Consider the following 23936-nt stretch of genomic DNA (forward strand, 5'->3'; position numbering starts at 1 on the left):
ACCGTGCGGTGTGGGACCCGGACGACGGGCCGATCACGCCATCGAACCGGGCCGACCTGAGCGCGTTGGCGCGTCTGCTCAACGTCTTGCTGTCGAGCGTGATCGTGTCGTCGCTGCAGTACGAACACCACGCCCTGTTGGTGCGGGGCCTGTCGGCGCAGCCGGTCGCCGACTATCTGTTCACCTGCGCCGACGACGACCGAGCCGAGGCCCGTGCGCTGGCAGCCCGCATCCGCGACCTCGGGTTCGCCGCCGACCACGATCCACGGCACCTTGCCGGACGGTCGCGGATCAGCTTTCAGAGCTTTGCCGCCGGCGACCTCACCGGGATCGTGGCGCAGAATCTCGTGGCGGCTCGAATCCTCGTCCAGACTCTGCAGGAGGCTGTGCGCTGGGTGGGCGACGCGGACCCGACCACCCGCCGCCTGCTGGAACGGCTGCTCGGAGCGAAGGAGGCGCAGGCTTGCGTGCTCGCAGCCGAGTCTGCTCCGGACCGTCCGGCTGAGCAGATCACTGGGGATCAGGAGGTGACGAGAGGGCATCCCTGAGACCGGCCCGGGTCGTCACACCGAGCTTGGGAAAGATCCGATACAGGTGCGCGCCGACGGTGCGGTGCGAGAGGAACAGACGGTGGGCGATCTCCTTGTTGGTCAGGCCGCTTGCGGCCAGCTGAGCGATCTGCGCCTCCTGCGCCGTCAATGCGGCCGTGCCGGTGGCGCGAGCGTCGGCCAGCGGGTACTTCGCGGCGCGCAGCTCGCCGTGTGCGCGGTCAAGCCACGGCCCGGCTGCCATCGCGGCGAACCCGTCATGCGCGGCGAGCAGGTGGAGGCGGGCCTGCGTGACGTGTCCGGTTCGCCGGAGCTTCTCGCCATACGCCAGCCGTACGCGGGACGCGTCGAACAGCCACCGGTCGACAGCGGTGTCGCCGAGTAACTGTTCAAGCCTCTCCGCGGGCTCGGGGTCGTCGGAGACCAGGGCCTCGGCACCCGCTTGGATCAGCGCCATCCGGCTGGACAGCCGCGATAGTCCGGCCGTGCGCATCGCTTCGACGTGTGCCCGCGCTTCCACCGTCCGCCCGGTCCGCACAGCCGCCTCGATCAGGTCGAATGCAACCCATGTGCAGTGGGGCACAAACGGGGCGAAGGTCCCCGGCGGGCTCATGGCGGCGGCGTGGACATATGCGGCGTCGAAGTCCCCGGCTGCGGCGGCGGCGAGGGTACGCGGATGGTGGGCGAACAGGACTGCAGCCGATACCCCCCGAGGATGCGCCCAGTTGGTGATTTCATCGGCCAGCTTGTACGCCTCGTCGGCCTGGCCTCGGCCGGCGGCCACGATCGCCCTGTTGTACCAGAAATACCACGAAAAGAATGGGAAGCCGCCGGTGTCGCAGATCCGCTGGCCCTCCCATGCTAGCTCTTGCGCTTCATTCCATCGGCCGATGAGGAAGTCGTCCAGGCACAGGTGCATCAGCGCACCGATGTGCCTGCGAGCCGCCGCTCCGTCGCGTCCTTGATGCACAAGCCGCCACGACCCTTCGCGGACGTCACCGAGCCGGTCCAGATACACGGAGGCGGTGCCGATCCGCATGACGCGTGTGGGGTCGGTCTCCTCGGCGAGGGCGCTCAGAATCGTTTCCGCGTCGGTGAGGGCGGACATGCCGGTGCGTACGGGGTCGGGAAAGGTCTTGCTGGCCAGGTCGAGGAGCTGGGGCGGTTTTGGCCGTAGCCGCCGCAGGGCGCGGAAGAACGGCTCCCAGTACTGTGGTGCGCTGCCGTACCAGCTCACCAGCAGCAGGGTGTGCATTGCCTCGATCAACGCCGGATCGTCGGCGCGGTACCCGTGATCGCCGGTCTCGATGGCGCCGACGAGCAGGCGATGCGCAGTGTGCACATCACCCTCGCCGTCGAGCATCAGGAACGCGGCGGCGTTGGCCGCGTGCAGGGACCCAGTCGAGTCCGGCACCGCCCGGCGGGCATCGGCCAGCAGTGTGCGTGCGTCCGCGGTCGTTCCGCCCGCCTCCGCGCCGATGTAGGCGGCCTCGGCAAGCCGCCGGCCCCGGTCGGCGCTGGTCACGCTCAGTTCAGCGGCGCGTACCAGGGATATGATCGCTGCGACCGCGTCGCCGCGCAGCATGACACGGTGTGCGGCGGTTTCGAGCAGTTGCGCGACGGCCTCATCTGGAGCCACCGCGGCTGCGGCCAGATGCCACGCCCGGCGCTCCTCGTCGTCGACCAACACCTTGGCCAGGGCGACGTGCGCGGTACGCCGCTCCTCGTGCGTTGACATTGCCACGATCGCTGATCGGATGAGCGGATGCCGGAATGCGATCTGGGCGGTCGCGTCGTCCACATGCACTAGCTGCGTCCGCTCAGCGGGAGCCAGGTCGGCCAACCCGCCCCGGTCGGCGCATGCGGCATGTAGCACCTGCACGTCACCAGTGCCCTCATATGCGGCCAGCAGCAGCAGCCGGCGGGTCGGCTCCGGTAGTTCCGCGATGCGCGCGGCGAACAACGCCTGCAGCTGGTCGTTGAGCGGAACAACCTCGGGCTGAGCCGCCACTCGCTGGACGGCACCTGACAACGTGGACGGCAACTCCATCAATGCCAGCGGATTGCCTTGGGCGAGATCCAGCAGCCGCCGACGGATACGCGACGGCAATTGGGGAAAGGTGCCGTCCACCAATTGCTCTGCGGCGGCCTGGTCCAACGGGGCCACCACGACATCGGCCAGCCCGCGCCGGTCGAGGTGACTGGCCGCACCTGTTCGCGTCGACATCAGCAGACCGGCTCGGCAGCCTGCCAGACGACGAGCCACGAAGCCGAGAACGACAGCGCTGGCCCGATCGATCCAATGAACGTCGTCGACCAGAAGCACCACCGGCGCCTCGGCGGCAAGGCTTTGCACGAGCAGAAGGGTGGCGTTGCAGACCAACAGGGCGTCCGGTGCCGTACCGGCCCCGAATCCCAGTGCCACCTCCAGCGCTTCCCGGGGGCCGGTGGGAAGCCGTGAAATGTCACCCTGAACGGAAAGCAGCAACTGGTTGAGGGCCGAGTAGCTGACATCGGCCTCGAACTCGGAGCCCGAGGCCTGCAGCACCTGCATGCCCTCTGCGAGGGCACGTTCGGCCGCAGCGGCCATGAGCGAGGACTTGCCCACACCGGGCTCACCTGTCAGCAGCCGTGCGGCGCCTCCGCGCCCCGCCTGGCCCAGAAATGTCGAAAGCTGCTCTAGTTCAGCATCTCGACCGTAAAGCCCGATATCACCCACATGCACCTCACGTTGCCTGCTCCTCAGACAACACGATCAAGCATGCGAGTGGAAGCGACATTCCTCTCGCATTCTTGCCTAATCCTCCCGGGTTCCCGCACGGTGGCAGGCGGTGCCGCGATGAACCGCCCCAGCAGGGTTCGGGGCGGTTGATCAGTGAGCTGGCACGGGCTGTCGCAGGCGGATCGCGTCGAGTCTCGGCGGCGCACCGAACTGGCGCCGATACTCGCGGCTGAACTGCGACGGGCTGTCGTAGCCCACAAGGCGGCTGATTCCCGCGATGTCCGTGGCGTCGCAGGCGAGCAGGAGCCGTGCCTGATGAAGCCGGATCTGCTTCTGATATTGGATCGGGCTCAGCGAGGTGAGCGCCTGAAAGTTGCGGTGGAAAGCCGAGACGCTCATTCCCGCCTGCTGTGCCGCCATCTCTACCCGGAACGGCTCGCGGTAGTTATCGCGCATCCAGCGGACAGCGCGAGTGATGTGGCTCAAAGTGCCGTCAGGTTGCCCGAGCTGCCGGATTATCGGGCCCTGTTCGCTGGTAATCAGCCGCCAGAGAATCTCGCGCTTGATCATCGGCGCCAGCACGGGAATGTCGCGTGGGGTGTCGAGCAGCCGCAACAGCCGTAACACCGCGTCGAGCATGTCGGCGGAGGCCGTGCTGATGGCTAGCCCGGACGGCGCGCCCTCGTCGCTGTCGCGCAGGAGGTCGGCTGGCGCTTGCAGTAGCAGGTCAGCGATAGCAATGGGATCGAGCGTCAACCCCACGCCCAGCCCTGGCTTGTCCGGGCTCGCGGCGCTGAAGTGCGCCGTGACCGGCAGATCCACCGAGACGACGAGGTACTGACCTGCCCGGTATTCGTAGATCTGGTCGCCGAGCCCGAAACGCTTCGCCCCTTGGGCGACGAATGCGAAGACTTTCCCATATGTTGTTGGCTTGGGGGGAAACGGCTTGTCGGCTTTGAAGATCAGTACCCCATCTATGGCCGCACGAAGATCGGGCCTAACGTGCCGGGCGATCAGGTCGCGTACCTCGTCAAGGGACATGAGCCGATTGTCCCACTGGCCCGGAGTGAAAGAAAAGCCAGTTGATCATGGATCGGATGCGTTGAGCAGAGCGAGGATGAGCAACGATGCCCTGGTCAGCGGCGCCATCGGCCGGCGCCGGGCATCCATATGATCCCAACCCCCACGCCGTCCCATCGGCTGCGAACGATGCCATGCCAGCGCCGAACAGCAGATGGAGACACACGGTGCGGGCCGCCCTGCTCGAGACGCGGGTACGGTGGCGGCGGGTGCCGGTTGTGCCGATCGTCGTGGCGCTCGCCCTGGCACGTGCAGAAGCAGTGCCGCGACCTCGGCAACGGGCGTCAGACCCTGCCGTTGTAGGTTGGCCCGTAGATGGCCAGTGGCCTCGCGGGTCGCCCGGGTTGCGTGATGTCGGTGGAGGCCGGGCGTCAATCGAACCGCTGCCGCAGCTCCCCGATCGTCGACGCGTTGTCGTGATGTTCGATGGACGTCCACCCGTGAGCTTCGGCGGCCCGGCAGTTCTGCGGGGAGTCGTCGATGAGCAGGATCTCGCCCCGGGTCTCGAGCACCTGGGCGGCGTGCTCGAAGACGCGCGGGTCGGGTTTGGCGATGCCGAGTTCGTGGGAGCGGAGCACGTGCGTGAAAACGTCGACGGCGGCCAGCATCCGCTCACGGTGACCGGACTCGCGGACTCTCCCATCGCATTGGCGAGCTTCATGCTGGACCATGACGCAGCCAGCCTGGAGCTGATCTGCCGGGCCTTCGCCGGCCAACCCGGCGGCCTCACGCGAGACGACATCCTCGACAACATCACGCTCTACTGGCTGACGAACCCAGGCGTTTCCGCGGCTCGTCTCTACGCGGAGAACAAGTTGTCCTTCTTGTCCGCGAAGGGCGTGTCCGTGCCGACCGCCGTGAGCGTCTTCCCGGACGAGCTCTATCAGGCGCCGCGGAGCTGGGCAGACCGCCGGGATCGGCCTGCAGATCGGCGAGGGTGACGCCGAGGTGGGCCAGCAGTTGCCGGGCAGCGGCAACGCGGGCGATCAGCTGTCGCCACGGCCTCCGATCACCTGGGCGTGCAGGTCGGCCAGCAGCCGCGCCACGGTCCCGGCCGGATGGATCACCAGCAGGTCATGAGCGACCAGGGCGGCGAGCAGCAGCGGCTGCCCCGGCACGATGGCGCACATCTGCCGTGCGCTGGTCGGCAGCGGCAACTCCCCCCGACTGCCCACCACATACGGCCCGGCCAGCGCCGAGGCGACGACCAACATCCCGGCGCGCGGATCGATGCTGATGCGGTGGCCCGGGCCCCAGCCCAGCGCGCGCAGCAGCCCGCGTCCGGTCACCCGGCCGGAACCGTCCGGGCAAGCCATACCGAGCAGGCGCCTACGGAGACGACATGGTGCGGGTCGGCTTCCTCCAGCATCCTGAAGCCGTCGTCGGTCAGGTGCAGGATGCAGCCCCGCGCGTCCTGCGGATCGGGCTCCTTGTCGATGAGTCCCCGGCCCTGCATGCGGGGCCGCGTGGTGGGACAGCCGGCTGCGCGACCACTCCATCGGTGGGGGCACAAGGGAACGTTCAGGTGCAAGACCAGGATCATGGAGATCAACTGGTTTGGCCAAGGCCGCATCGAGTACTTCGGCATCGCGCCCAACCGGACGATCTGGCACTCCCCGGCGAGCAGCGAATGGGTGGTCATGCCCAACAACGGCCTTGCCGACGAGGTCGACGGCGCAATGGCCAGGGAGCCTCACTACCGCACAGTCGGCGTGTGGGCGGGCGGCAATCTCTGGTGCAGCACCGACTACGGCTACGGCTACAGCTGGAACCCGTTGGCCTGCCTGGATGGGTGCCTTGTCGCCTTTTTGGGCGATCTCGCCGGTCAGGCCGCGTTCGGTCGGCAGCGTGTGGGTGGCGGCGGAGTCGTACCCGGCGTCGAGATGCACCGTGATGGCGTCCGGTAGTGGGCCGAGGTCGTCGAGGTGGTCGAGGGTAGGTGCCAGCAGGGGTGAGTCATGTCGGTTCGCGCCGGCCAGGACCGGGCCGAGGGAATGCCGTAGCCATCGACCATCGTGGAGCGATTCATCCCCCGCTTGCCCCGGTCGACCGGGGGCCGCCCGGCGCAGTCCCCGCCACCGGGAGCCTTGGTGATGCAGCCGTCCACGGCGATGTCGTCCAAGACCAAGCCGACGAGCCGGTCGTAGGTGCCCACCGCGATCTGCTTGAGCTGGGCGAACACCCCCGAGGCGAACCTACTCGTCACGGCGACCGCGGATCGTGGTGGCCGAACAGGTGGCATCAGCGGTCACCTCGTCGGAACAGCCGAACCGCAGCACCTGGACCAGCTTGTCGAACACGATGCGGTCATCGACGGACCCGCGCAAAGATGCTGCGAGGCAGTTTGTGTGCCATGGCGGCTCCGGTGGGAGCTGTAGAGCAGTTCAACCTTCGCTCCCAGAGCGCTCATGACGTCATCCGCCCGCCAGATGGCGCCAGTCCCGTTACGCCGGTCCGCGCAATGACGTGACTGTCGCCCCCAGTGCCTCCTCCATCGGTGTCGGTTCGATCCCGAAGGTCTTGGTGGCGAGACTTGAGTCAATCACAAAAGGCCGGTCGAACTGGTAGCGCGTGGCTCGGAGTTCGCGCACGAGCGGGGAGACAATGCCGATTGCCCACAGTGCCGGGTATGGCACGGATGTCAGCTTCGGCGCCGGGGCGTCCGCGACCTCGCTGAACCGCGAGGCAAGCTCGCGGACGGTCACGGCCGGGTTCGTCGGCACATGCCACGGCCTACCCCAGGCCCGCGAATCGGTGGCGACGGTGACCAGCGTTCTTGCCACGTCGGTAATCGACGTCCAACTGTGCGGCACGTCCAGTGGCGCCGGTACATACGCCCTCGTGCCCGCCAACAGCGGCTTGCCCAAGGAGATCGTAAGGATCGAGTTCGCCTCGATGTAATCGCTGGCCCTGACCTCGGTGGCCCGGAGCCGGCCCGCCTCGTGCGCCGCCAGGGCAGCCCGCCACATGTCGGCCCTGAGTCGCAGCTTCGGGTTAGTCGCCGCCAAAGGCGTGGACTCAGTCATCGGCCCTGCGACGGGGCCATACCCGTAGAGGTTGCCGGCTGTGGCGAGGACGGCGCCGCTTCGCTCGGCGGCTGTCAGCACTGCCGACGCCAACGGCGGCCAATCAGTCAGCCAGCGATGGTATGCCGGGTTGGCACAGTTGTAGACAACAGTCACGCCATCAGCAAGTCTACTCAGCTGATCCGCGTCGGCGGCATCGGCGGCCAAGCGCTCGACCCCTTCGTGCACGGGACCCCCACCGCGTCGGCTCACCACACGGACCTGCTCGCCCCGCTCGGCGAGCAGCAGCGCGGTGGCGGCGCCAACCGCGCCGGCTCCCACGATCAGATGCACCGGCACTTTCCTCCTTCGTCTGCGAGCCCGACTCGACCACCGGACTCGAGGCGTGCGACCACCCCAGGTCGCCGTCTGATAAAAGCATGTCGTCGTAGAGGACAACACCGGTCCCTCATGATCTACACGACAAGGCGGGCCCCGACATGGCCGTCGGCTGGCGTGCCGCTGACCTGGTCCGCCACAACAGCCAACTAAACGATGGCATCGCGATCATCAGCGGCATCTGGTCGCTGGCGGAGCGATCCCCCCGCACAGGTCAGCGCCCTCGGCGTAGTCCGCGATGGAAACCGCCTTTGCCCATACGGCGAGCTCGCAGGGTCGTCGCGCGCGACACGCCGATTCGTTCGCGGTGATGCGCGGCGGGCACCTCGACTACTGCGTGCTCGGGGCTTTCCAGGAGCGACCGGATACCGATCAAGCGCGACTGGCGGCCAGCCCCACTCTTCCCACTACTCCGTATCTCGCCCGGCCGCTCCACCGGATTCGTCGAGGCGGGCCTGGTGCCGCTGGCCGAAGTCCACCTGGTCTACGCCGTCCATGGCGGTCGGCGCCCTCGCCGCCCTCGACACCGGCGGGCTATTCGACCGCTGGGGCTGGTGCCTTGGTCGGCGCACTCGGTCACATCGTCGCGGTGCTCCGCGACGCCGACGCGAGCGTTCTCAGCTCACGTTCTGGTCAGCGGTCCCCGCAACGAGCCAAGCTGAACGCCGGCAGTCCGAGAAGCACGCAGCCGCAAACATTCGAGCCGCCCACCATGTGGTGCGGGTCGAGATGTAGGTGTCGCTTGTCCCCTGCCGCCCTCACCATGGACTTGGCCGCCCCAGTAGGTCGCCGTGCAGGTGGGCGTACAGAATTGGCCCGCTGTGGAGTCAAGTCGTTCCAATCACGGAAGCAGGTCGACCACCGACTCCCGGACACCCTGCCACCACCACGGCCGAGGCACCCATTTGTCCATAATTGCTCGCTCGTCAAGGAGCCCACCGACGAACACCATGACGCTGGCGCACGCGACACACCAGGCCATCCACCGCAGACGCCCAGCCAAATCAAGCCAGTAGACCGCCGAGATAAGGGATCTAACAGCGGCATGCTCGCCGTGGAATCGACCTACAGAAATCGGAAAAGGGTTCCCGCAAGTCGCTGACCTGCGGGAACCCATTCATTGTCGGGACGGCCGGATTTGAACCAACGACCCCTTGACCCCAGTAGTCCGGTGGCCCAGCGGCATGCTCACGCACGTTTGCCCAGGTCGCACGAAGCATAAACCGGCCGAGTAAAGGAGTCGTCGCACCACTCCCCCGCCACCATCGACTCCCCTGCCGCTAGCGAGACGAGCAGCGCGGGGTGTCATCGGCAACTGCCGTGCGAGTTCATGTCGGAGGGCCGAGGTCGGCCATGAATCCTATGGTCGTCATCCATGGCGACCTACAACTCACGCCCCGATAACCGCAACAGCCGAATCCTGGTTCCGCTGCTACGGCTCGTGTTCAAGGGGGGAGATGAACCCCCACGCGTAGCACCCAGGCACAGAAATGGGTGCTCATGCGACTAAGGATAGCTCAATACAGAGCGTAAACGACTGCTCGTATCGCTCGGGCGCGCGACCACCCCTTGGGTTCTTCGTCGGCCGATCACCGGCCCAATGTGTCGAGGCAGGGTATTCCGGAAGGGTCTACGGCGTCGCTTGACTCAGTCGCTACAGGCGGCAATGTGGGTGAGACGTCAAAGACAACCGGGCAGATAGCAACGAGTTCGGCGGCTCGTCAATCAGCCCACCATGCCTCGGAGGGATCCTGGGTCCTAATATCAGCGGCCATGGGCAGCCGGGTGAACTACGTGGTCGTTCGGGACGGACGGTGCGAGCGGTACGCGCAAGGCGGTGGCGCCGGCTACGGACTCGATTATCACTTCGCTGTCGGGCCTGACATCGCGCTTCGCTGGCTCGCTCAGCTCGACGACTACCGGGACGACTTCTGGCTCGATGACCTGAGTTGCGAAGGCGCAGTGCTCATCGACGTTGACGCCCGGCACCTGCTGCTCTTCACCGAACTGGGACAGGTGTCCCTCGACTGGCGGTACGCCTACCGCGCGGGGCTGCTCGACGCGTACCGGCGCACCTGGAGCGGGTGGACGGTGAGCTGGGCGTACGACGGGATCGCCGACCTGGCGGCGTACCTCGGGGAAGGCCGCGAACAGGTGCGCAGCGACTCCACGTGGTGGAACGGCCTATACCCCGACGGCGGCGAGCGGCCAGACGGCCCGGTGGAATACCTGGTCAGCGTTGCCGACGCTGGCGGGTGCCGGGCGTACGCCCTGCCCTTCGAGTCCTGCCCGCCGTGGCTGCTCGGCCCGCGCCTGCTGGACCGGCTCGGCCCACGCGACCTCGTCACTGCGTGCTCGACACATCCGACGGCGGGGCTGCACCTCGACCTGGCGCGGCGTCGGGCCGGGCTGTGGACCATCCGACCGTTGGTCGGATTGGCCGAGAAGTGGTCCGGGGTGTGGCCGGGCTGGGAGTTGGAGCTGTGGGGCGACGACCTCGGCAGACAGGTCGGCGCGTGCCGCGGAACGGGCGCGGTGCCCGGTGTTGACGTCGCCGCCGGGCGGGCCACGCTGGCCGACCGGGTCGACCGGTACTGGTTCGTCGAGGAGCGCATGCGAGCGGCCGGGCAGGACGTCGACCAACTCCGAAAGTGGAACTCGGGCGGCATCGCAGCCATCCTCGACGCCCGCGTCACCACCGACGAACTTGCCGAGGTCGTCGCCCTGATCCGCGGCTGACCGCTAAACCGATACGGCGTCAACCCAACTCGCGACGCCGCACTGCCCGACATCGGCGTGACGATGACCGCGAGGTGATCTGGCATGCCGAGCACAACCATCAGGTCAAACTGCGGCTGCGGCGATACCGCCGTCGGCAGCGAAGACCAGGAAAGCAACGCTGAGGTGGACTGATGAGCCGACCGGTGTGGTTGCTCGACGTCGACGGAGTCGTCAACGTCGCACGGCCGGGGTGGGGTGCCGCCACGCGTAGCGGCAGCGCCTACTCCGGTGCAACTGCCTACCGCATGCGGTGGGCACCGGCGTTGATCGAGCGCATCCGCCTGCTGCACCGAATCGGCCATGCCGACATTCGTTGGTGCAGCACCTGGTGTGCCGAAGCCGAGCAGATCGAACGGCTTTTCGGCCTGCCCCGGTTGGACCGTTCCTGGTACCACGAGGTTTCCGCCGCCACAGCTCCAGCCGCGAAGCTGGACGCTGCCCGTGCCGTCCTTAACCAAGGACGGCACCTGGTCTGGACCGATGACACCGAGGTGCCCACTAGCGGACCGATCTACGAGGAACTGACCCGAACCGGCCGAGCGCTGCTGATCGCGCCCTCGCCCCGCCTCGGGCTGCAACCGGAGCACCTGGGCGCCATCGAGGCGTTCACCGCCAACGCCGTCGCGGCCAGCACTGCTGTCCAGGACGAAGCGCTCCTCCGGGCCCGCCCTCTCCTCGGCGACGACAGCGACTCGTGAACTGGCATACCTGCACCACCGTGAAGGCAGGCTAGATCGTTGGCGCTCCGGCCCACGTACCGAGCGGATCGGCCGATCCCACCACCCAGCCGAGCCCCGGCGCCGGCAAGAGCTGATCCTCGGCTCGCGACCAGGCCGTCGCTTCGTGCGGCGGAGTCCAGGGCTGCTCCCCCACCGGCCACACGAAGCGACAAAACCTCATCCGGGAAAGCCGGTCAACGGCCAGTGGTCGCCGGTCAGGGAGCCGAGGTTCCTCCCGTCGTGGCGAGTGGGTGTGGTTGGCCGGTCATCGCCGACAGTGCGTCAGCGACGGCGTGGAGGTCGGCCTTGATGTAGGTGGTGGTGGAATCCTGGGCTGTCGGTGTGGCCGGCGTAGGCACGCGCGATGCCGTAGCCGAAGTGGCGTTCCACCCAGGTGAGGGTGGTGTGCCGCAGCCAATGCGTGGAGACGCCCTGAGCGGCCACCCACGGCTGACCGGCGGCGCGGCCAGTCCTTCGCTGGTGCGGCGGCTGGCGCCGACGCTCGGGTTGCACACGGCCGATCTGTTCGTGGTCGCCGGGCTCGAACTGCCGCCTGATCTGGTGCCTGCCAGCGGTACCGGGCCTTGGCACGTCGGGACGGCACTGGAACTGGCGGCCAAGTTGGCGCCCCAGTCGCTGCGCCGGTTGCACGAGTTCGTCCGGTCGCTACCCGAGCATCCGCCAGCGTGGCCGCGCTACACCTACCCGCTCGGGCCTGGCGAGATGATGTTGCGGCTACTGCGGAACCGCAACGTCGGGCCGTACAGCCCGAAGGTGTTGTACTTCATCGGCGACGGGCCAATGGTGTCGTGCTCCACAATGGCGATGCTGGGACCCGGCCGTACGCGGCTGACGCCGCAGTACGTGACCGCATTCGCCACCGTCCTGGGTATTCCCGACGATGACCTGGCGGCCGTTGCCGGGGTTGCTGCGGCCACCGATCCACGTCTACCCCGCAACCACGTTGAACTTGCCCGGGTGGCCTGGGATGCCCGGCAATTGACCGGCGAGCAACTGTCCGAGGTGTTCGACCTGGCCAGGAGTCTGCGGTAGCCGGGGCCCGCAATGATCCCGCCGCCGTCCGACCACCTCAGAACCAAGCCAAATGCCCAACAATCAGGACGCACCGGCAAAGGTCACGAAACCGGGATCACTCTGTACGCCGCAGTTGGCGCACTAACATCGACCACGAGCGGTCGGCTGACTGGTCGGTCTCGCAGGTGCGGCCCCTGACGCCCGTTCGGCGGCAGATGCGAGCATGCGTAAGCCGGGACTCACCGTCGAAGCTCGGCCACCTCGCCCAGCCGCTCGAGCTTGTGCGGGTTGCGGATCGCGTAGATTTGGGTGATCCGGCCGTCCTCGATGACGAACGACACGGCCGTGTCGTTCTCGCCGCCGGGGTCGATGCGCGCCGCGATGCCGCCGTTGAGGTCGACGATGAAAGCCTTGGCGCCGGGCGCGACCTCGGCGAAGCGGGCCATCACCGGGGCGAGCTTCTTGGCCCCGCGGACCGGCTTCGGGATTGTCGGGGCCAGGCCGCCGCCGTCGCCCACGACGAGCACGTCGGGAGCCAGCACCTTGAGCAGTCCGGGCACGTCGCCGGTGGTCAGCGCGGCGAGGAACCGCTCGACCACCTGCTCCTGTTCGGTGCGGCTTACCGACATCCGCGGCCGGCGCGCCGCCACGTGCTTGCGGGCCCGCGTCGCGATCTGGCGCACCGCCGCCGGCGACTTGTCCAGCGCCTCGGCGATCTCGTCGTACGGCACGTCGAAGACCTCGCGGAGCACGAAGACCGCGCGCTCCGTCGGTAGCAGCGTCTCGAGTACCGCCAGCATGGCGATCGACACGCTCTCCGCGAGCTCGACGTCCTCGGCGACGTCCGGGCTGGTCAGCAGGGGCTCGGGCAGCCACTCGCCCACGTACTCCTCGCGCTGCCGCGCGAGCGTGCGCAGCCGGTTGAGGCAGAGCCGGGTCACGATCCGCACGAGGTACGCCCGGGGGTCCCGGACCTCGCAGCGCTCGGCGTCGACCAAGGCTGCCCACCGCAGCCAGGTCTCCTGCACCACGTCCTCGGCGTCAGCGACCGAGCCGAGCATCTCGTAGGCGACGGTGAACAGCAGGCTGCGGTGGGCGACGAAGGGGTCCTCGCTCATGACGCGGACGCTACTCCCGGTCGCTCGGCCAACGGCCTCAAGCCGCACGCGGCGGCGAAGCCGTCGGACTCGATGCCGAGCGCCACGTTGCCACGCGTGCTCATGTTCGCGAACGCGATCACCGAGGTGAGCTCGACCACGGCGGGAGATCCCAGCTCGGCGTGCAGCCGGTCCACCAGCTCGTCGGTCACGGTCGGCGGTGTCTGGCTCATCGCCTCGGCGTACTCCAGGACGTCCCGCTCCAGCGCAGTGAAGACGTCCGCCTCCCGCCACCGCGGGATCTCGCGCGCCTTGTCCACGTCGAGCCCCTTGTTGCGGGTCTCGAAGTAGTTGAAGTCCAGGCACCACGTGCAGCCGACCAGCGACGCGACCGCCATGTGGGCGAACGACTTCAGGTTCTCGTCGCAGGCGTCCCACTTCTGCAGCTTGCCGCCGAGGCCGAAGCTGGCGAACAGGACCTTGGGGTTGTGCCAGTAGACGCCCACCGCCGTCGGCACCTTGCCCAGTTTCTTCTCGATCATCCGCTTGATCAGCGCTCCCTTGACGCCGGTGATCTCGGCCGGAGGGATGCGGGTCGTGTGCTCCATGTCTCCTCCTGTGTCGGCGGCTTTGCCGACGGGTTGGTAGATCGTCACGGCATGAAGACACCGGCCGGGCCGCGGATGTGACATCGAGCGGGAGAAACGGCTGGTCTGTTCGTCGTAGACGGCGTCGGTGTACTCCATCGTGGTCCAGGCCTCCTCGGGGATCGAGGAGATCGCGGTCTTGACCTTGGCGTCCAAGCGCACGGTGACCAGACGTCCACGGCCGACTTAAGTACCGCGGCCGGGGCGCAGCCTCCGACTGCCAGGAGCGTCACCAGCCCGACAACGCCTGGCTCCGTCGGTCCCATGCCGAGTGATAGGACTCCTCAGACCAACTCGCCGCGTTTCCTGCTCAGGTAGGCGCACTCGGCGGAGTTCTGGGTGGCGGCGATCGCGGCGTCGTACGCCTCCTTCGCCTCGGCGCTGCGGCTGAGTCTGCGGAGCAGGTCGGCGCGTGTGGCGTGCCATGCGTGGTAGCCGGTGAGGGGCAGCCGGTCGACCAGGGCGAGAGCGACCTCCCGGCCGTCCAGCTCGGCGACCGCGACCGCGCGGTTGAGTGCGACGATCGGTGACGGGTCGAGCCGGGTCAGCTGGTCGTACAGCGCGACGACCTGTGACCAGTCAGTGTCCGGCGCCGTGGGGGTGTCGGTGTGGACGGCGTTGATCGCGGCGAGTATCTGGTAGCGGCCGGGTCGGTTGATCGCGAGGCACTCGCGGACCAGGTCGTGGCCCTCGTCGATCAGGGCGCGGTTCCAGCCGGCGCGGGCCTGCTCATCGAGCGGGACCAGCTGCCCATTGCGCACGCGGGCCTCACGCCGGGCCTCGGTGAGCACCAGCAGCCCGAGCAGACCGGCCACCTCCGGCTCCTCGGGGAGCAGTTGGCGGAGGATCCGCGTCAGTCGGATTGCCTCGCCGGTGAGCTCGGCTCGAATCGGGTCGCCATCGCCGGTGGCGAGGTAGCCCTCGTTGAAGACGAGGAACAGCACCGCCAGCACGCCGCCGAGCCGCTCGGGGAGGTCGGCGGCCTCGGGCACCCGGTAGGGCACCTTCGCCGACGCGATCTTCTTCTTCGCCCGGGTGATCCGCTGCGCCATCGTGGTTTCGGGCACGAGAAACGCCTGCGCGATCTCGGCCACGGCCAGCCCACCGAGCAGCCGGAGCGTCAGCGCGATCCGCGCTTCCGGTGCCAGCGCCGGGTGGCAGCAGGTGAAGAGCAGCCGCAACCGGTCGTCCTCGACTGGGCCGGTGGGCTCGTGGGGCGTGTCGTCGTGGTACATGATGGCCGCCTGATGCTTGGCGTCGCGCTGTTTCTCCCGGCGGATCCGGTCGATCGCGCGGTTGCCCGCGGTGATGGTGAGCCAGCCGCCGGGGTTGGGAGGTACGCCGGACTCCGGCCAATTCTCCAGCGCGGCTACGAGCGCCTCGCCCGCCGCTTCCTCCGCGATGTCGATGTCACCGAAGCGGCGGACGAGCGAGGCGATCAGGCGGCCGTACTCCTCGCGGAAGACCCGCTCGACGGCCGCCGTTGCGGGCTGCATGGATAGTCGCCGGTCGCGCTGGCTCAGGCGAGGCCGTCGAACGGACGGACCTCGACCTTGCCCCGGCACGCCTTGGACCCCTCGGCCGCGAGCTTGAGCGCCACGTCGAGGTCGGGTGCGTCAATGACCCAGAAGCCCCCGATGACCTCCTTGGTTTCGAGGTAGGGGCCGTCGGTGATCACCGGCGTCTCGCCCTGGCCGTCGACGACGGTCGCCGTCAACGCCGGCTGAAGCCCACCGGCGAAGACCCAGTAGCCTTCGGCGTGCAGCTTGTCATTGAAGGCGCCGGTCGCGGCGAACGCCTCCTCCATCTCCTCCTTGGAGCCGTAGTTACCGAACTCGTCCATCTCGGCGGGGCCGTGCACGGCCAGCAGGTAGTGCGTCATCCCACTTCTCCTCAGTTCCGGCGGTCCCGATGACTGCCTTCCACCTCACCACGAACGGCGTCCTGCCGATACGACAACCTGCCCCGGAAACCTTGCCATCGTGTTCTTCGTCGGCCAACCGAACGTCCTGCGCCAAGCACAGGACGTTCGTGTGCTCAGCCGCGCCTTCGTGTAGGGCGTACCCGACGGACTGCTGCGCCGGCGTCACGGCCGGGTCCGGCGCCGGCCCGTCCCGACGCTGCGTCACCGCGCATCGACCCGTAGAACTTTCTTCTCGCGACCTGTCGAATCCGGACCCGCCCGTTCGTGGAATGGGTGTGAGCGGGTCGCACCGGGCGACCTGCCGAGGAAACGGAGCCCGACATGTCCACCACCACCCAGGTCCCCACCCGCATGACCCCCAACGCGCCGACCCCGGCCACCGAGCGACAGCCGGTGTGGAAGCACGGCGTCGCCGCAGCCGTCGTCGCCTCGGCCACCACGACCGTCCTCGCGGCAGTCGCGTCGGCCGCCGGGATCTCGTTCGCCGACAGCACCGGCGCGAGCATCCCGATCGCCGGGTTCGCGCAGCTGACGCTGCTCTTCTCGCTCGTCGGCGTCGGCATCGCCGCCGTCATGGCGCGCAAGGCACGCCGGCCGCGGCGCACGTTCGTGCGGACAGCGGTCGCCCTGACCGCGCTGTCCATCGTCCCGGACCTCACGTTCGGATTCGACGCCGGCTCCGCAGCAACCCTGATCACGCTGCACACCGTCGCCGCCGCGATCGTGGTGCCGACCCTGGCGGGGCGGCTCGCCCCCACACGCTGACCCGGCTCGAACCGTGCCACTGCCCTTCGCCAGGTCGATGTCTTCAGTCCATCCCGCTCAGAGACAACCGCAGCTGCGGTGGTGAAAGACGCAGACGACGTGGCGGAAGGGTAAATGGCCGCGTTCGCACGAGGGGCTCACGGCGTATTCAAGACCGGTCCCCGTGCCGCAGAGCGAGTAGTAGTGCTCGAGCCCAGCCGAGTGCGCCGTGCCGAGTCCGATGGCGACGACTACCTGCGGACGCAGATCGCGCACCGATTAGGTTTCCGCGCCGTGCCCGTCTGTACGTGTGAGATCGACCTACGGGAGGCTGGCACGATGCGGAAACTGATCTTCGGTATGAACCTGAGCCTGGACGGCTACATTGCCGCGCCCGGCGACGACCTCGGCTGGAGCGTACCGAGCGACGAGCTGTTCCAGTGGTGGTCCGACCGGGTGGGGGCGACCAGCCTGGCGCTGTACGGGCGCAGACTGTGGGAGACGATGAGCTCCCACTGGCCGACCGCCGACCAGCAGCCCGGCGCCACACCGGCGCAGATCGAGTTCGCCCGTCGCTGGCGGGACATGCCGAAGGTGACGTTCTCCTCGACGATCAGCACGGTGGACTGGAACACCCGCTTGGTCACCGGGGACGCGGTCACCGAGATCACCCGGCTCAAGGCCGAGGACGGCGGCCCCATGGACATCGGCGGCGCCACACTTGCCGCAGCGGCCATGCGGGCCGGCCTGATCGACGAGTACGTGCTGGTTACCGCACCGGCCTTGCTGGGCGGCGGCACGCCGTTCTTCACGGCCCTGGACAGCTGGGTGAACCTGAACCTGGTGGAGACGCGGACGTTTCCCGACGGCGTGGTACTGACCCGATACGAGACGAGGCGATGAGCACGGGCCATTTCCTGGGCTCGTGAGGCCAGGACGAAATCCTTCCTGGCGTGCTCACCGTGCCCCTCGACCTTGAGGGAACTTTCCCCGGCCCTTCCTTGCGTTCCGAGTGAGCTGTTGACCGACTTGCTGGAGATGAGGGCGACGGCGTCGTTGATCGTGACGATGTTCTTCGGGCATGAAGATGCCCCCGCCGGCAACGCCGGCGGGGCGGTGGTGTTCGCGTTGTCGCGTGGTGTTCAGGCAGTTGGGGTGCTCATTCCGCAGTGACTTCGGTGACAGCGTGCGCTGGACTTATCGACGATGGGGACATGTGTGATCACAGTGTCGGTGGCAGGTCCAGCCATGGTTTGTCGGCGGCGTCGAATCCGGTGAGCTCGGCGATCTTCCCATCGACGATGTGCAGGACCGCGATGGCAAAGAGCCGGTACTCGGCGTCGTCGGGGTTGCGCAGGTACAGCACGGCGGCAGGCATGCGGTTGACCGTCGTGGTGATACCGCGCCAGTCGTCGTGGCCGCGCTGGAAGAGCCCACCGGAGAGCCAGCCGTTGACCGCGTCCTTGGCCGTCGTGGTCACGGTGCCCGGATCGGGCAGCATCGCGAAGCGTAGGTCGTCGCGCAGCAGGGACATCAGCCTGTCAAGGTCGTTGCGCTCATGGGCCTCGATGTACGACTTCACCACGCCGCGCTCGTCATTCGACAGCTCATGGATGGCGGGGCTCCGCCAGTTGAGGCGGCGGTCGGGCAGCTGCTCGCGCATCGTCACACGGGCCCGCTGCAGTGCGCTGGTCACTGATGCGACGGTCAGCTCGAGGGCTTCGGCGGCTGTCGACGCCGGCCAGCCGAGGACGTCGCGCAGGATGAACACCGCCCGCTGCCGCGGCGGCAGGTGCTGGACGGCGACAATGAACGCCAGCTCGATCGTCTCCCGCGCCACCACCGATTCCTGTGGGTCCTCGGGGAGCATCCGGTCGGGGTACGGCTGCAGGTACAGCACCTCGGAGTCGGGGTCCGGCAGCTCGGACGGTACGGGTGCGCGGTCGTCGCGCTTCCTCAGGAAGTCGAGGCAGGCGTTCGTCGCGATCCGGTACAGCCAGGTCCGCAGGGCCGCGTGGCCCTTGAACGACTCCCGCTTGTTCCACGCTCGCAGGAACGTCTCCTGCGTCATGTCCTGGGCGTCCTCGTAGTTCGCGAGCATCCGGTAGCAGTGCACCTGCAGCTCACGCCGGTGGCGCTCGGTCAGGAGCGCGAACCGCGCGGTATCGTCCGCGCGGACCGCCGCGATGAACGTGGCCTCGGCGGCGCCAAGCCGTCTGGCGTCGGTCATGTCGTTAATCCTTCCACCGGTGCGAGAGTGCTAACTGAACTGACGACGTGGCGGAGGATTTCTGATCGGCGAAGCCACGGACACCGGGCCATTCGCCAGGCCGGATGGGTGGGGTCGATCCAGGGGAGGTGCTCCGGGGTCGGGAACGCCTTCGATGTCGAGGTAGGGCCAGCACGGCTAAGCGTTGCTTTCCGGCGCCTGCTACTCAAGGGCCATCAGGGTCCGGAACTGGCTGAATCCTTCCGCACTCAGCCGGCTCGCTGCGACCTGATCATGACCAGGGCTGCTCTCTCCGCCAGCGCCAGTATCGGTACCCAACTGCGCAACGTCTCCCGGCTGACACCCAGATCGTCAGCGACCTGCCCGATCGTCACCCCCGGCCGAGACCGGTACAACGCGACCGTGTCAGCCTTGAACTCGGCCGGGGTAGTGCTTCATCACCAGCTGTGAAGACGGCGGTGGTTGTACCAGTCGACGTATTCCAGGGTGACGATCTCGACCTGGTCGAACGCGGTCATAGCCTGGAGTGCGGACCACTCACTCCAGGCTATGACCGACCGGTCACTGATCCAACATTCTCAGGGGCTCACATTAGGGTTAGCGGCGAGCGAAAGCAGAGGATAGCACTCTCCCGTCCTTTTTGGCGATGCGAACCCAAAGGTTCCCACCTCGATAGTTTGCGTTCGTTCGCAAAGTATAGTAGCGAATACTTTCGATTACCACGACCGGTTCGATCCATTCATATCCAGACTCCATGCAGTGTTGACGACCAATTTGGAGTGCCTCCTCAGCAGAAATGCTGGAAGATTTGCCACCAAGTAGAAACCTCATAACTCGCTTCAATCGTCGAGCCTGTGCCGTTCGAGAATTCGGTTTCGGCTACGCGGCCTGCTCATACTCGTTGATCAAACCGTGGACCACCTTCCTGCGCCGTACTCGGACGGTGCCCAGGTCGGTTACCGGCGCTGGGACCGTGTCTCGGTCGGGTGGACGTTGTCCGCGGCCCTGATGCGGACGATGTTGGTTGAGCCTTTTTCATCGTGACGGTGCAGGTCACGGCAGGTGGAACCCTGGCGCGCCAGTGTCACGGCGCCCGCCGCGTCGGCTGCGAAAATCGCTGTCCGGTTGTCGGAGCACACTGGTAGAAAGCCGGAGTGCAAAAGATTTTGACGTTCTCTGATCATCTGCGGCTCATTGACGAACGGTCGACCGCCTTCCGCGCTGCGGTCGCCGCAGCGCCCAGCCTCGACGTGCCGGTTCTGACCAGCGATCCGCATGCCTCTCCCGGGCGGACGCTGTTCGAGTTCGTGCAACACGTGGGCATGGCCCGCCGCAAATCAGCCGCCGTCGTCGCCGCAGGGCCTGCAGACGCGCCCCCAGAAAAGTCGGCTTGGGACGACGGCACGGGTGCGCCTCGGGAACGCGAGGCACTGCTGACCTGGTGGACCGAGTCCATCGAGCAACTGACGAGCACGCTGCGCGAGGCCGGCCCGGACCGCGGTTGTTGGACGTGGTGGGACGATTCGCCGTCACCACAAACCTCCGGCGCATGGGCGCGACGCCAGGTCCCCGAGATCGCGGTGTACACGTACGACGCCCAGCTCACCGTGGGTGCCCCGCAGCCGCTACCAGACGAGGTCGCCCTCGACGGTTTCGACGACTGCCAGTTCACCCTCTGCGCAACGACGGTCGCCTGGCCACACCAGCCCGCCGTCGTCGATTACCACGCCACCGAGGGCCGCTCCTGGCGCCTCCGGCTGTCGGACGACGGGGCACGGGTCACCCGCCTCGGCGAGCCCGCTGCCGGCGAGGGCCCGGACACGGCGGACGCCTCCGCCCAGGGCACGGCCAGTGACCTCGTCCTGATGTTCTACGGCCGCATACCGCTGGATTCCCTGAAGCTCGAAGGCGACCATCGCATCTTCGATCAGTTGATCGCCTGGGACCCGTCCCTGTAACAACGATCCCATTTATCCTGCGTAGGCCGGTTCTCGATGTGGTGCAGAACCAGGATCGCCTGCAGGATCGCGGCCGGGCGGTGTCGGCGAGGGACTGAGCCCTTTCATCCTGAGTAGCGGCTGGTCTCGACGCGGTGCAGGACGAGGATGGCCTGCACGATCGCGGTCGCGCGGCGGGGACAGCATCGCAGCTTGGTCAGGAGTTTCCAGGTCTTGAGCGTGGCGATGGCGCGCTCGCCGCGGGCGCGGACACGGGCATGTGTGCGGTTGACGGCCTTCTGCCTGCGGGACAGCTTCGGCCGGTAGCGGTGGCGTTTGAACGGCGTGCGCACACTCCCGCCGGCTCCTTGGTAGCCCTTGTCTGCGAACGTCATCACGTCGGCGCTGCTCAGCGCGTCGATGATGCCGTGTACGCGGGCGGCGCTCAGGTCATGAATGGCGCCGGGCAGCGCAGCCGATGCCCAGACCAGGCGACCCGCAGCGTCCGCGATGACCTGCACGTTCACGCCGTGCCGCTTGTGCTTTCCCGAGTAGTAGGGCCTCTGGTCGGCGACCCGGTCGATCGGGATCAGCGTGCCGTCGAGGATCGCGTATGCCAGCTTGCGGATGCGGTCCATCGCGGTAGCCAGATCGTCGGCCGCCGCGGCGAGCAGGTCGACAGCTTCGCGGACGTAGCGCCAGGCGGTGGTGACGCCAATGCCGAACCCGGCTGCGAGGCGGGTGTAGGTGTCGCCGTTGCGCAGGTGGGCGAGGGTGAGCAGGGCTTGCCGACCGGGGTCCAGACGCCGCCACCGGGATCGACGCTGCCGACGGTGGCCGCGGATGCACTCGGCGAGGTGGCTCAGGGTTCGACTGGACAGCGGAATCGTGGCGGGGTAAGACAGCACGGCGAGGCTCCCGGTCGGGGCATCGGATCTTGGTCGACTGCTGTCTTACCTGGAGCCTCGCCTTCATCGATCTCCGGGTTACCCACGCCCGCCGTGACCAGCACGATCACGATGAAAAGGGCTCGTTGTAGTGCACCAGGTATTCGGGCAGGACAGCGAGCAGATGTCGGGTGTTGTAGATCAGGATCCGGTCCAGGCATTCCCGCCGTACAGTGCGTACCCAGCGCTCCGCGAAGGCGTTCGCGCGGGCGCCTGCGGGGGCAGGGTCATTGCGTAGTTGGATAACTGCTGGTCACGGTGGCGATGAGGTCGTGGGGGCGGCGGTTGGCGCGGCGGGTGGCTTTGGCGATGTTGGTCTGGCCGTTGCCGCGGTGGAACCCGATCGCGGTGTTGCGCAGGACCGCTGCCACGGCGGGTCCGTTGCCGGTACGGGCCCGGTGGTCGTCCTCGCGGAAGGTCACATCGCGGGCCCAGTGCAGCCGGTTCTCGATATGCCACTCCAGGCGGGCCCATTTCTGCAGGTCAGCAGGCTGGGCGTGAGCGGCGGGCAGTGACGCCACGAGATAGACGGTCTCCCGGGTGCGCTTGCCGGCCACCGTGCGGGTGCGGGTGATCCGAACGGCCTGCTGGGCGTGGGGGAACCCGATGCCGCCGGGGGTCTGGACGGTCAACGCCTTGACGGTACGGGTCTCACGGCGGCCGTGCCCGGTGTCGCGGTGTTGGTCCCCGACCGGCACGTCCGCCCACGGCAGCCGCTTGAGCTGGGCGAACAACGTGGGCTGGTTGGCCTTGACCGACACGTACAGGTGCCCGCCGGCAGCCGCGACAGTACGGGCGTGAGCGACCTGCGTATGGAGCGCGTCCGCGACGATCACCACACCCGCCAGGCCGCCTAACCGGGCCGCGACCTGCTCCAGCAGCGGGGCGAACGCCGGAATCTCGTTCGACTTCGCCGCGACCTGGACCTGCGCCAAGACCACACCGGTCGACGTGTCGTAGGCCGACAGCAAGTGAACCCGCCCCTCGGGCAGGACCGCACCCCGCACCACCTTGCCGTCAACAGCGATGACCCGCCGCACCGGCGGCGGCGCCGACAGCCGGGAACACAGCCAGTCAGCGAGGACCGCCGTCAACGTCTCGGCGTCGACGCGGACCAGCAGCCGCCACACCGTGGTCAGCACCGGCACCCGGCCGGTGAACCCGAGCCGACCCCACGCTGGCGGATCGAGATCATCGATCCAGTCGGCGATCGCGGCGAACGTGCTCGCCCCGGCCATCACCGCGCACACCGCGACCGCGAGCACGCTCGCCAGGGGATACCGGATCCCTCGCGGGTCACGCGGGTCAGGAACCCGCGCCAGGGCCGCCAACAGGCCATACGACCCACGAACAGCGGGCGCGGTACCGGACGGGGCAGGGGCATGCTGACGGATCACGTCGATCAGCGATGATGACATGCGCGGGTGTGGTCCTTCTCGGTGTCATGTTGTCTCAGCAACTCCATGATCACCGACGGGACCGCACCCGTCCCACGTCACCCTCCAATCAGGCCAGCGACACCGCGTACGCCCAGGTCAGCAACACCCTCATGCGACTACGCAAAGCCCCTGCCTGCGGGGGTGTCAGGAGCACCTCGACGCCCTCGGCCTGGAACACGGTGTCGAACATGGCGGTGTACTTGGTGTCCCGGTCCCGGATCAGGAACCGGAACCGGTTAGCCCGCTCCCCCAGGTCCAGCATCAGGTTGCGGGCCTGCTGCGCCACCCACTGCCCGGTCGGATTGGTTGTGGCGCCCAGCACGTGGACCCGTCGGGTGGCGAACTCCATGAGGAACAGTACGTAGATGCGAGTCAGGCCGATCGTGTCCACGCGTAGGAAGTCGCAGGCCAGGATGCCTTTGGCCTGCGCGGTGAGGAACTCGGTCCAGGTCGGTCCCGCCCGCCGCGGTGCCGGTCCGACACCGGCCTTGGTCAGGATGGCCCAGATCGTGCTCGGCGCGATCCGGTAGCCCAGGCCAGCCAACTCGCCTTGGATGCGCCGGCACCCCCAGGTCGGATTGTCCCGGGCCAGTCGCAGCACCAACTGGCGCACCTCGGCCGTGACCGGTGGGCGACCCCGCCGCCGCGCCGGGTCAAGCCCCTGGAAGTGGTGTAACGGCTG

At 67.8% G+C, this 23936-nt stretch carries 24 protein-coding genes and 3 pseudogenes; 9 read left to right on the forward strand and 18 right to left on the reverse strand.

Annotated elements, in window-relative coordinates; all coding sequences use genetic code 11:
- Positions 1–8: 8 nt before the first annotated feature.
- Positions 9–548: a ferritin-like domain-containing protein gene (locus tag A6A27_RS18715; RefSeq protein WP_073835909.1), complete on the forward strand. Its 540-nt coding sequence runs from the start codon at positions 9–11 to the stop codon at positions 546–548.
- Here the strand turns inward: A6A27_RS18715 and A6A27_RS18720 are convergent.
- The 3 genes from A6A27_RS18720 to A6A27_RS18730 form a co-directional block, all read right to left on the reverse strand.
- Positions 511–3267, reverse strand: a complete 2757-nt coding sequence (locus A6A27_RS18720; RefSeq protein ID WP_198940358.1) for an ATP-binding protein — start codon at positions 3265–3267, stop codon at positions 511–513. The two genes, A6A27_RS18715 and A6A27_RS18720, sit on opposite strands and share 38 nt — an antisense overlap.
- A gap of 153 nt (positions 3268–3420) precedes the next feature.
- Positions 3421–4311: an AraC family transcriptional regulator gene (locus tag A6A27_RS18725; RefSeq protein ID WP_073835911.1), complete on the reverse strand. Its 891-nt coding sequence runs from the start codon at positions 4309–4311 to the stop codon at positions 3421–3423.
- 410 nt (positions 4312–4721) lie between these two features.
- Positions 4722–4928, reverse strand: a complete 207-nt coding sequence (locus tag A6A27_RS18730; RefSeq protein WP_241825334.1) for an HAD-IA family hydrolase — start codon at positions 4926–4928, stop codon at positions 4722–4724.
- Between A6A27_RS18730 and A6A27_RS18735 the strand changes: the two genes are divergently transcribed.
- A complete protein-coding gene (locus A6A27_RS18735; RefSeq protein ID WP_241825335.1) occupies positions 4929–5291 on the forward strand; it encodes a hypothetical protein in 363 nt (120 codons plus the stop codon). It begins immediately after the preceding gene.
- Positions 5292–5336: 45 nt separating this feature from the next.
- Here A6A27_RS18735 and A6A27_RS18740 read toward each other — a convergent pair whose 3' ends face one another.
- The 4 genes and pseudogenes from A6A27_RS18740 to A6A27_RS18755 form a co-directional block, all read right to left on the reverse strand.
- A complete protein-coding gene (locus A6A27_RS18740) occupies positions 5337–5639 on the reverse strand; it encodes a hypothetical protein (protein ID WP_073835913.1) in 303 nt (100 codons plus the stop codon).
- Positions 5636–5806, reverse strand: coding sequence for a MarR family winged helix-turn-helix transcriptional regulator (locus tag A6A27_RS18745; protein WP_198940360.1), 171 nt, complete (start codon positions 5804–5806; stop codon positions 5636–5638). Before A6A27_RS18745 ends, A6A27_RS18740 begins: the two co-directional genes overlap by 4 nt.
- Positions 5807–6122: 316 nt before the next feature.
- Positions 6123–6674: pseudogene (locus A6A27_RS18750) on the reverse strand (transposase); the annotation flags it as partial.
- 120 nt (positions 6675–6794) lie between these two features.
- Positions 6795–7715: an NAD-dependent epimerase/dehydratase family protein gene (locus A6A27_RS18755; protein WP_073835914.1), complete on the reverse strand. Its 921-nt coding sequence runs from the start codon at positions 7713–7715 to the stop codon at positions 6795–6797.
- Between the two features lie 1812 nt (positions 7716–9527).
- Between A6A27_RS18755 and A6A27_RS18765 the strand changes: the two genes are divergently transcribed.
- The 3 genes from A6A27_RS18765 to A6A27_RS18775 all read left to right on the forward strand — a co-directional run bounded on the left by A6A27_RS18765 (position 9528) and on the right by A6A27_RS18775 (position 12307).
- Positions 9528–10493 carry a hypothetical protein gene (locus tag A6A27_RS18765; protein WP_073835916.1) on the forward strand — a complete coding sequence of 322 codons (966 nt, stop codon included), beginning with the start codon at positions 9528–9530 and terminating at the stop codon, positions 10491–10493.
- Positions 10494–10666: 173 nt separating this feature from the next.
- On the forward strand, positions 10667–11233 hold the full coding sequence (locus A6A27_RS18770; protein ID WP_073835917.1) for a hypothetical protein: 567 nt from the start codon (positions 10667–10669) through the stop codon (positions 11231–11233).
- A 339-nt stretch (positions 11234–11572) separates the two neighbouring features.
- Entirely contained in the window at positions 11573–12307 is a 735-nt protein-coding gene (locus A6A27_RS18775; RefSeq protein ID WP_158074010.1) for a hypothetical protein, read from the forward strand.
- 221 nt (positions 12308–12528) lie between these two features.
- Here the strand turns inward: A6A27_RS18775 and A6A27_RS18780 are convergent, their stop codons facing one another.
- The 5 genes and pseudogenes from A6A27_RS18780 to A6A27_RS18795 all read right to left on the reverse strand — a co-directional run bounded on the left by A6A27_RS18780 (position 12529) and on the right by A6A27_RS18795 (position 15915).
- Entirely contained in the window at positions 12529–13407 is an 879-nt protein-coding gene (locus tag A6A27_RS18780; RefSeq protein ID WP_073835919.1) for an RNA polymerase sigma-70 factor, read from the reverse strand.
- Positions 13404–13994, reverse strand: coding sequence for a carboxymuconolactone decarboxylase family protein (locus A6A27_RS18785; RefSeq protein WP_073835937.1), 591 nt, complete (start codon positions 13992–13994; stop codon positions 13404–13406). The genes A6A27_RS18780 and A6A27_RS18785 overlap by 4 nt, the downstream gene beginning before the upstream one ends.
- Positions 13995–14054: 60 nt before the next feature.
- Positions 14055–14233 (reverse strand): annotated as a pseudogene (locus A6A27_RS47540) (IS1380 family transposase); the annotation flags it as partial.
- An 84-nt stretch (positions 14234–14317) separates the two neighbouring features.
- Positions 14318–15529 carry an RNA polymerase sigma factor gene (locus tag A6A27_RS18790; RefSeq protein WP_073835920.1) on the reverse strand — a complete coding sequence of 404 codons (1212 nt, stop codon included), beginning with the start codon at positions 15527–15529 and terminating at the stop codon, positions 14318–14320.
- Between the two features lie 23 nt (positions 15530–15552).
- Entirely contained in the window at positions 15553–15915 is a 363-nt protein-coding gene (locus tag A6A27_RS18795) for a YciI family protein (protein ID WP_073835921.1), read from the reverse strand.
- 363 nt (positions 15916–16278) lie between these two features.
- Between A6A27_RS18795 and A6A27_RS18800 the strand changes: the two genes are divergently transcribed.
- From A6A27_RS18800 to A6A27_RS44280, 3 genes are all read left to right on the forward strand, one after another.
- Positions 16279–16722 carry a DUF6069 family protein gene (locus A6A27_RS18800; protein ID WP_241825336.1) on the forward strand — a complete coding sequence of 148 codons (444 nt, stop codon included), beginning with the start codon at positions 16279–16281 and terminating at the stop codon, positions 16720–16722.
- Positions 16723–17040: 318 nt separating this feature from the next.
- Positions 17041–17604: a dihydrofolate reductase family protein gene (locus tag A6A27_RS18805; protein ID WP_073835939.1), complete on the forward strand. Its 564-nt coding sequence runs from the start codon at positions 17041–17043 to the stop codon at positions 17602–17604.
- A 117-nt stretch (positions 17605–17721) separates the two neighbouring features.
- A complete protein-coding gene (locus A6A27_RS44280; protein ID WP_158074011.1) occupies positions 17722–17874 on the forward strand; it encodes a hypothetical protein in 153 nt (50 codons plus the stop codon).
- A gap of 49 nt (positions 17875–17923) precedes the next feature.
- Here the strand turns inward: A6A27_RS44280 and A6A27_RS18810 are convergent, their stop codons facing one another.
- Both A6A27_RS18810 and A6A27_RS45995 read right to left on the reverse strand, forming a co-directional pair.
- Positions 17924–18931, reverse strand: coding sequence for an RNA polymerase subunit sigma-70 (locus tag A6A27_RS18810; RefSeq protein WP_073835922.1), 1008 nt, complete (start codon positions 18929–18931; stop codon positions 17924–17926).
- 311 nt (positions 18932–19242) lie between these two features.
- A pseudogene (locus tag A6A27_RS45995) lies at positions 19243–19353 on the reverse strand (transposase); the annotation flags it as partial.
- Positions 19354–20085: 732 nt separating this feature from the next.
- Here A6A27_RS45995 and A6A27_RS18820 point away from each other — a divergent pair.
- Positions 20086–20889 (forward strand): maleylpyruvate isomerase N-terminal domain-containing protein, encoded by an 804-nt coding sequence (locus A6A27_RS18820; RefSeq protein WP_073835923.1) that lies wholly within the window; start codon positions 20086–20088, stop codon positions 20887–20889.
- A gap of 104 nt (positions 20890–20993) precedes the next feature.
- On the opposite strand, the gene A6A27_RS18825 is transcribed toward A6A27_RS18820, so the two are convergent.
- The 4 genes from A6A27_RS18825 to A6A27_RS18840 all read right to left on the reverse strand — a co-directional run.
- On the reverse strand, positions 20994–21776 hold the full coding sequence (locus A6A27_RS18825) for an IS5/IS1182 family transposase (protein ID WP_073835924.1): 783 nt from the start codon (positions 21774–21776) through the stop codon (positions 20994–20996).
- A 106-nt stretch (positions 21777–21882) separates the two neighbouring features.
- The gene (locus A6A27_RS18830) at positions 21883–22059 is read right to left on the reverse strand and encodes an integrase core domain-containing protein (protein ID WP_083672699.1); all 177 of its coding nucleotides are present in this window, start codon (positions 22057–22059) and stop codon (positions 21883–21885) included.
- A complete protein-coding gene (locus A6A27_RS18835; RefSeq protein WP_083672696.1) occupies positions 22043–23233 on the reverse strand; it encodes an ISAs1 family transposase in 1191 nt (396 codons plus the stop codon). The genes A6A27_RS18830 and A6A27_RS18835 overlap by 17 nt, the downstream gene beginning before the upstream one ends.
- A gap of 88 nt (positions 23234–23321) precedes the next feature.
- Positions 23322–23936, reverse strand: a 615-nt coding sequence (locus A6A27_RS18840; RefSeq protein ID WP_143194067.1) for a helix-turn-helix domain-containing protein, incomplete at its 5' end; no start/stop codon positions are given.

Origin of the sequence: Micromonospora sp. CB01531 (assembly GCF_001905095.1) — a bacterium.
GTDB lineage: Bacteria > Actinomycetota > Actinomycetes > Mycobacteriales > Micromonosporaceae > Micromonospora.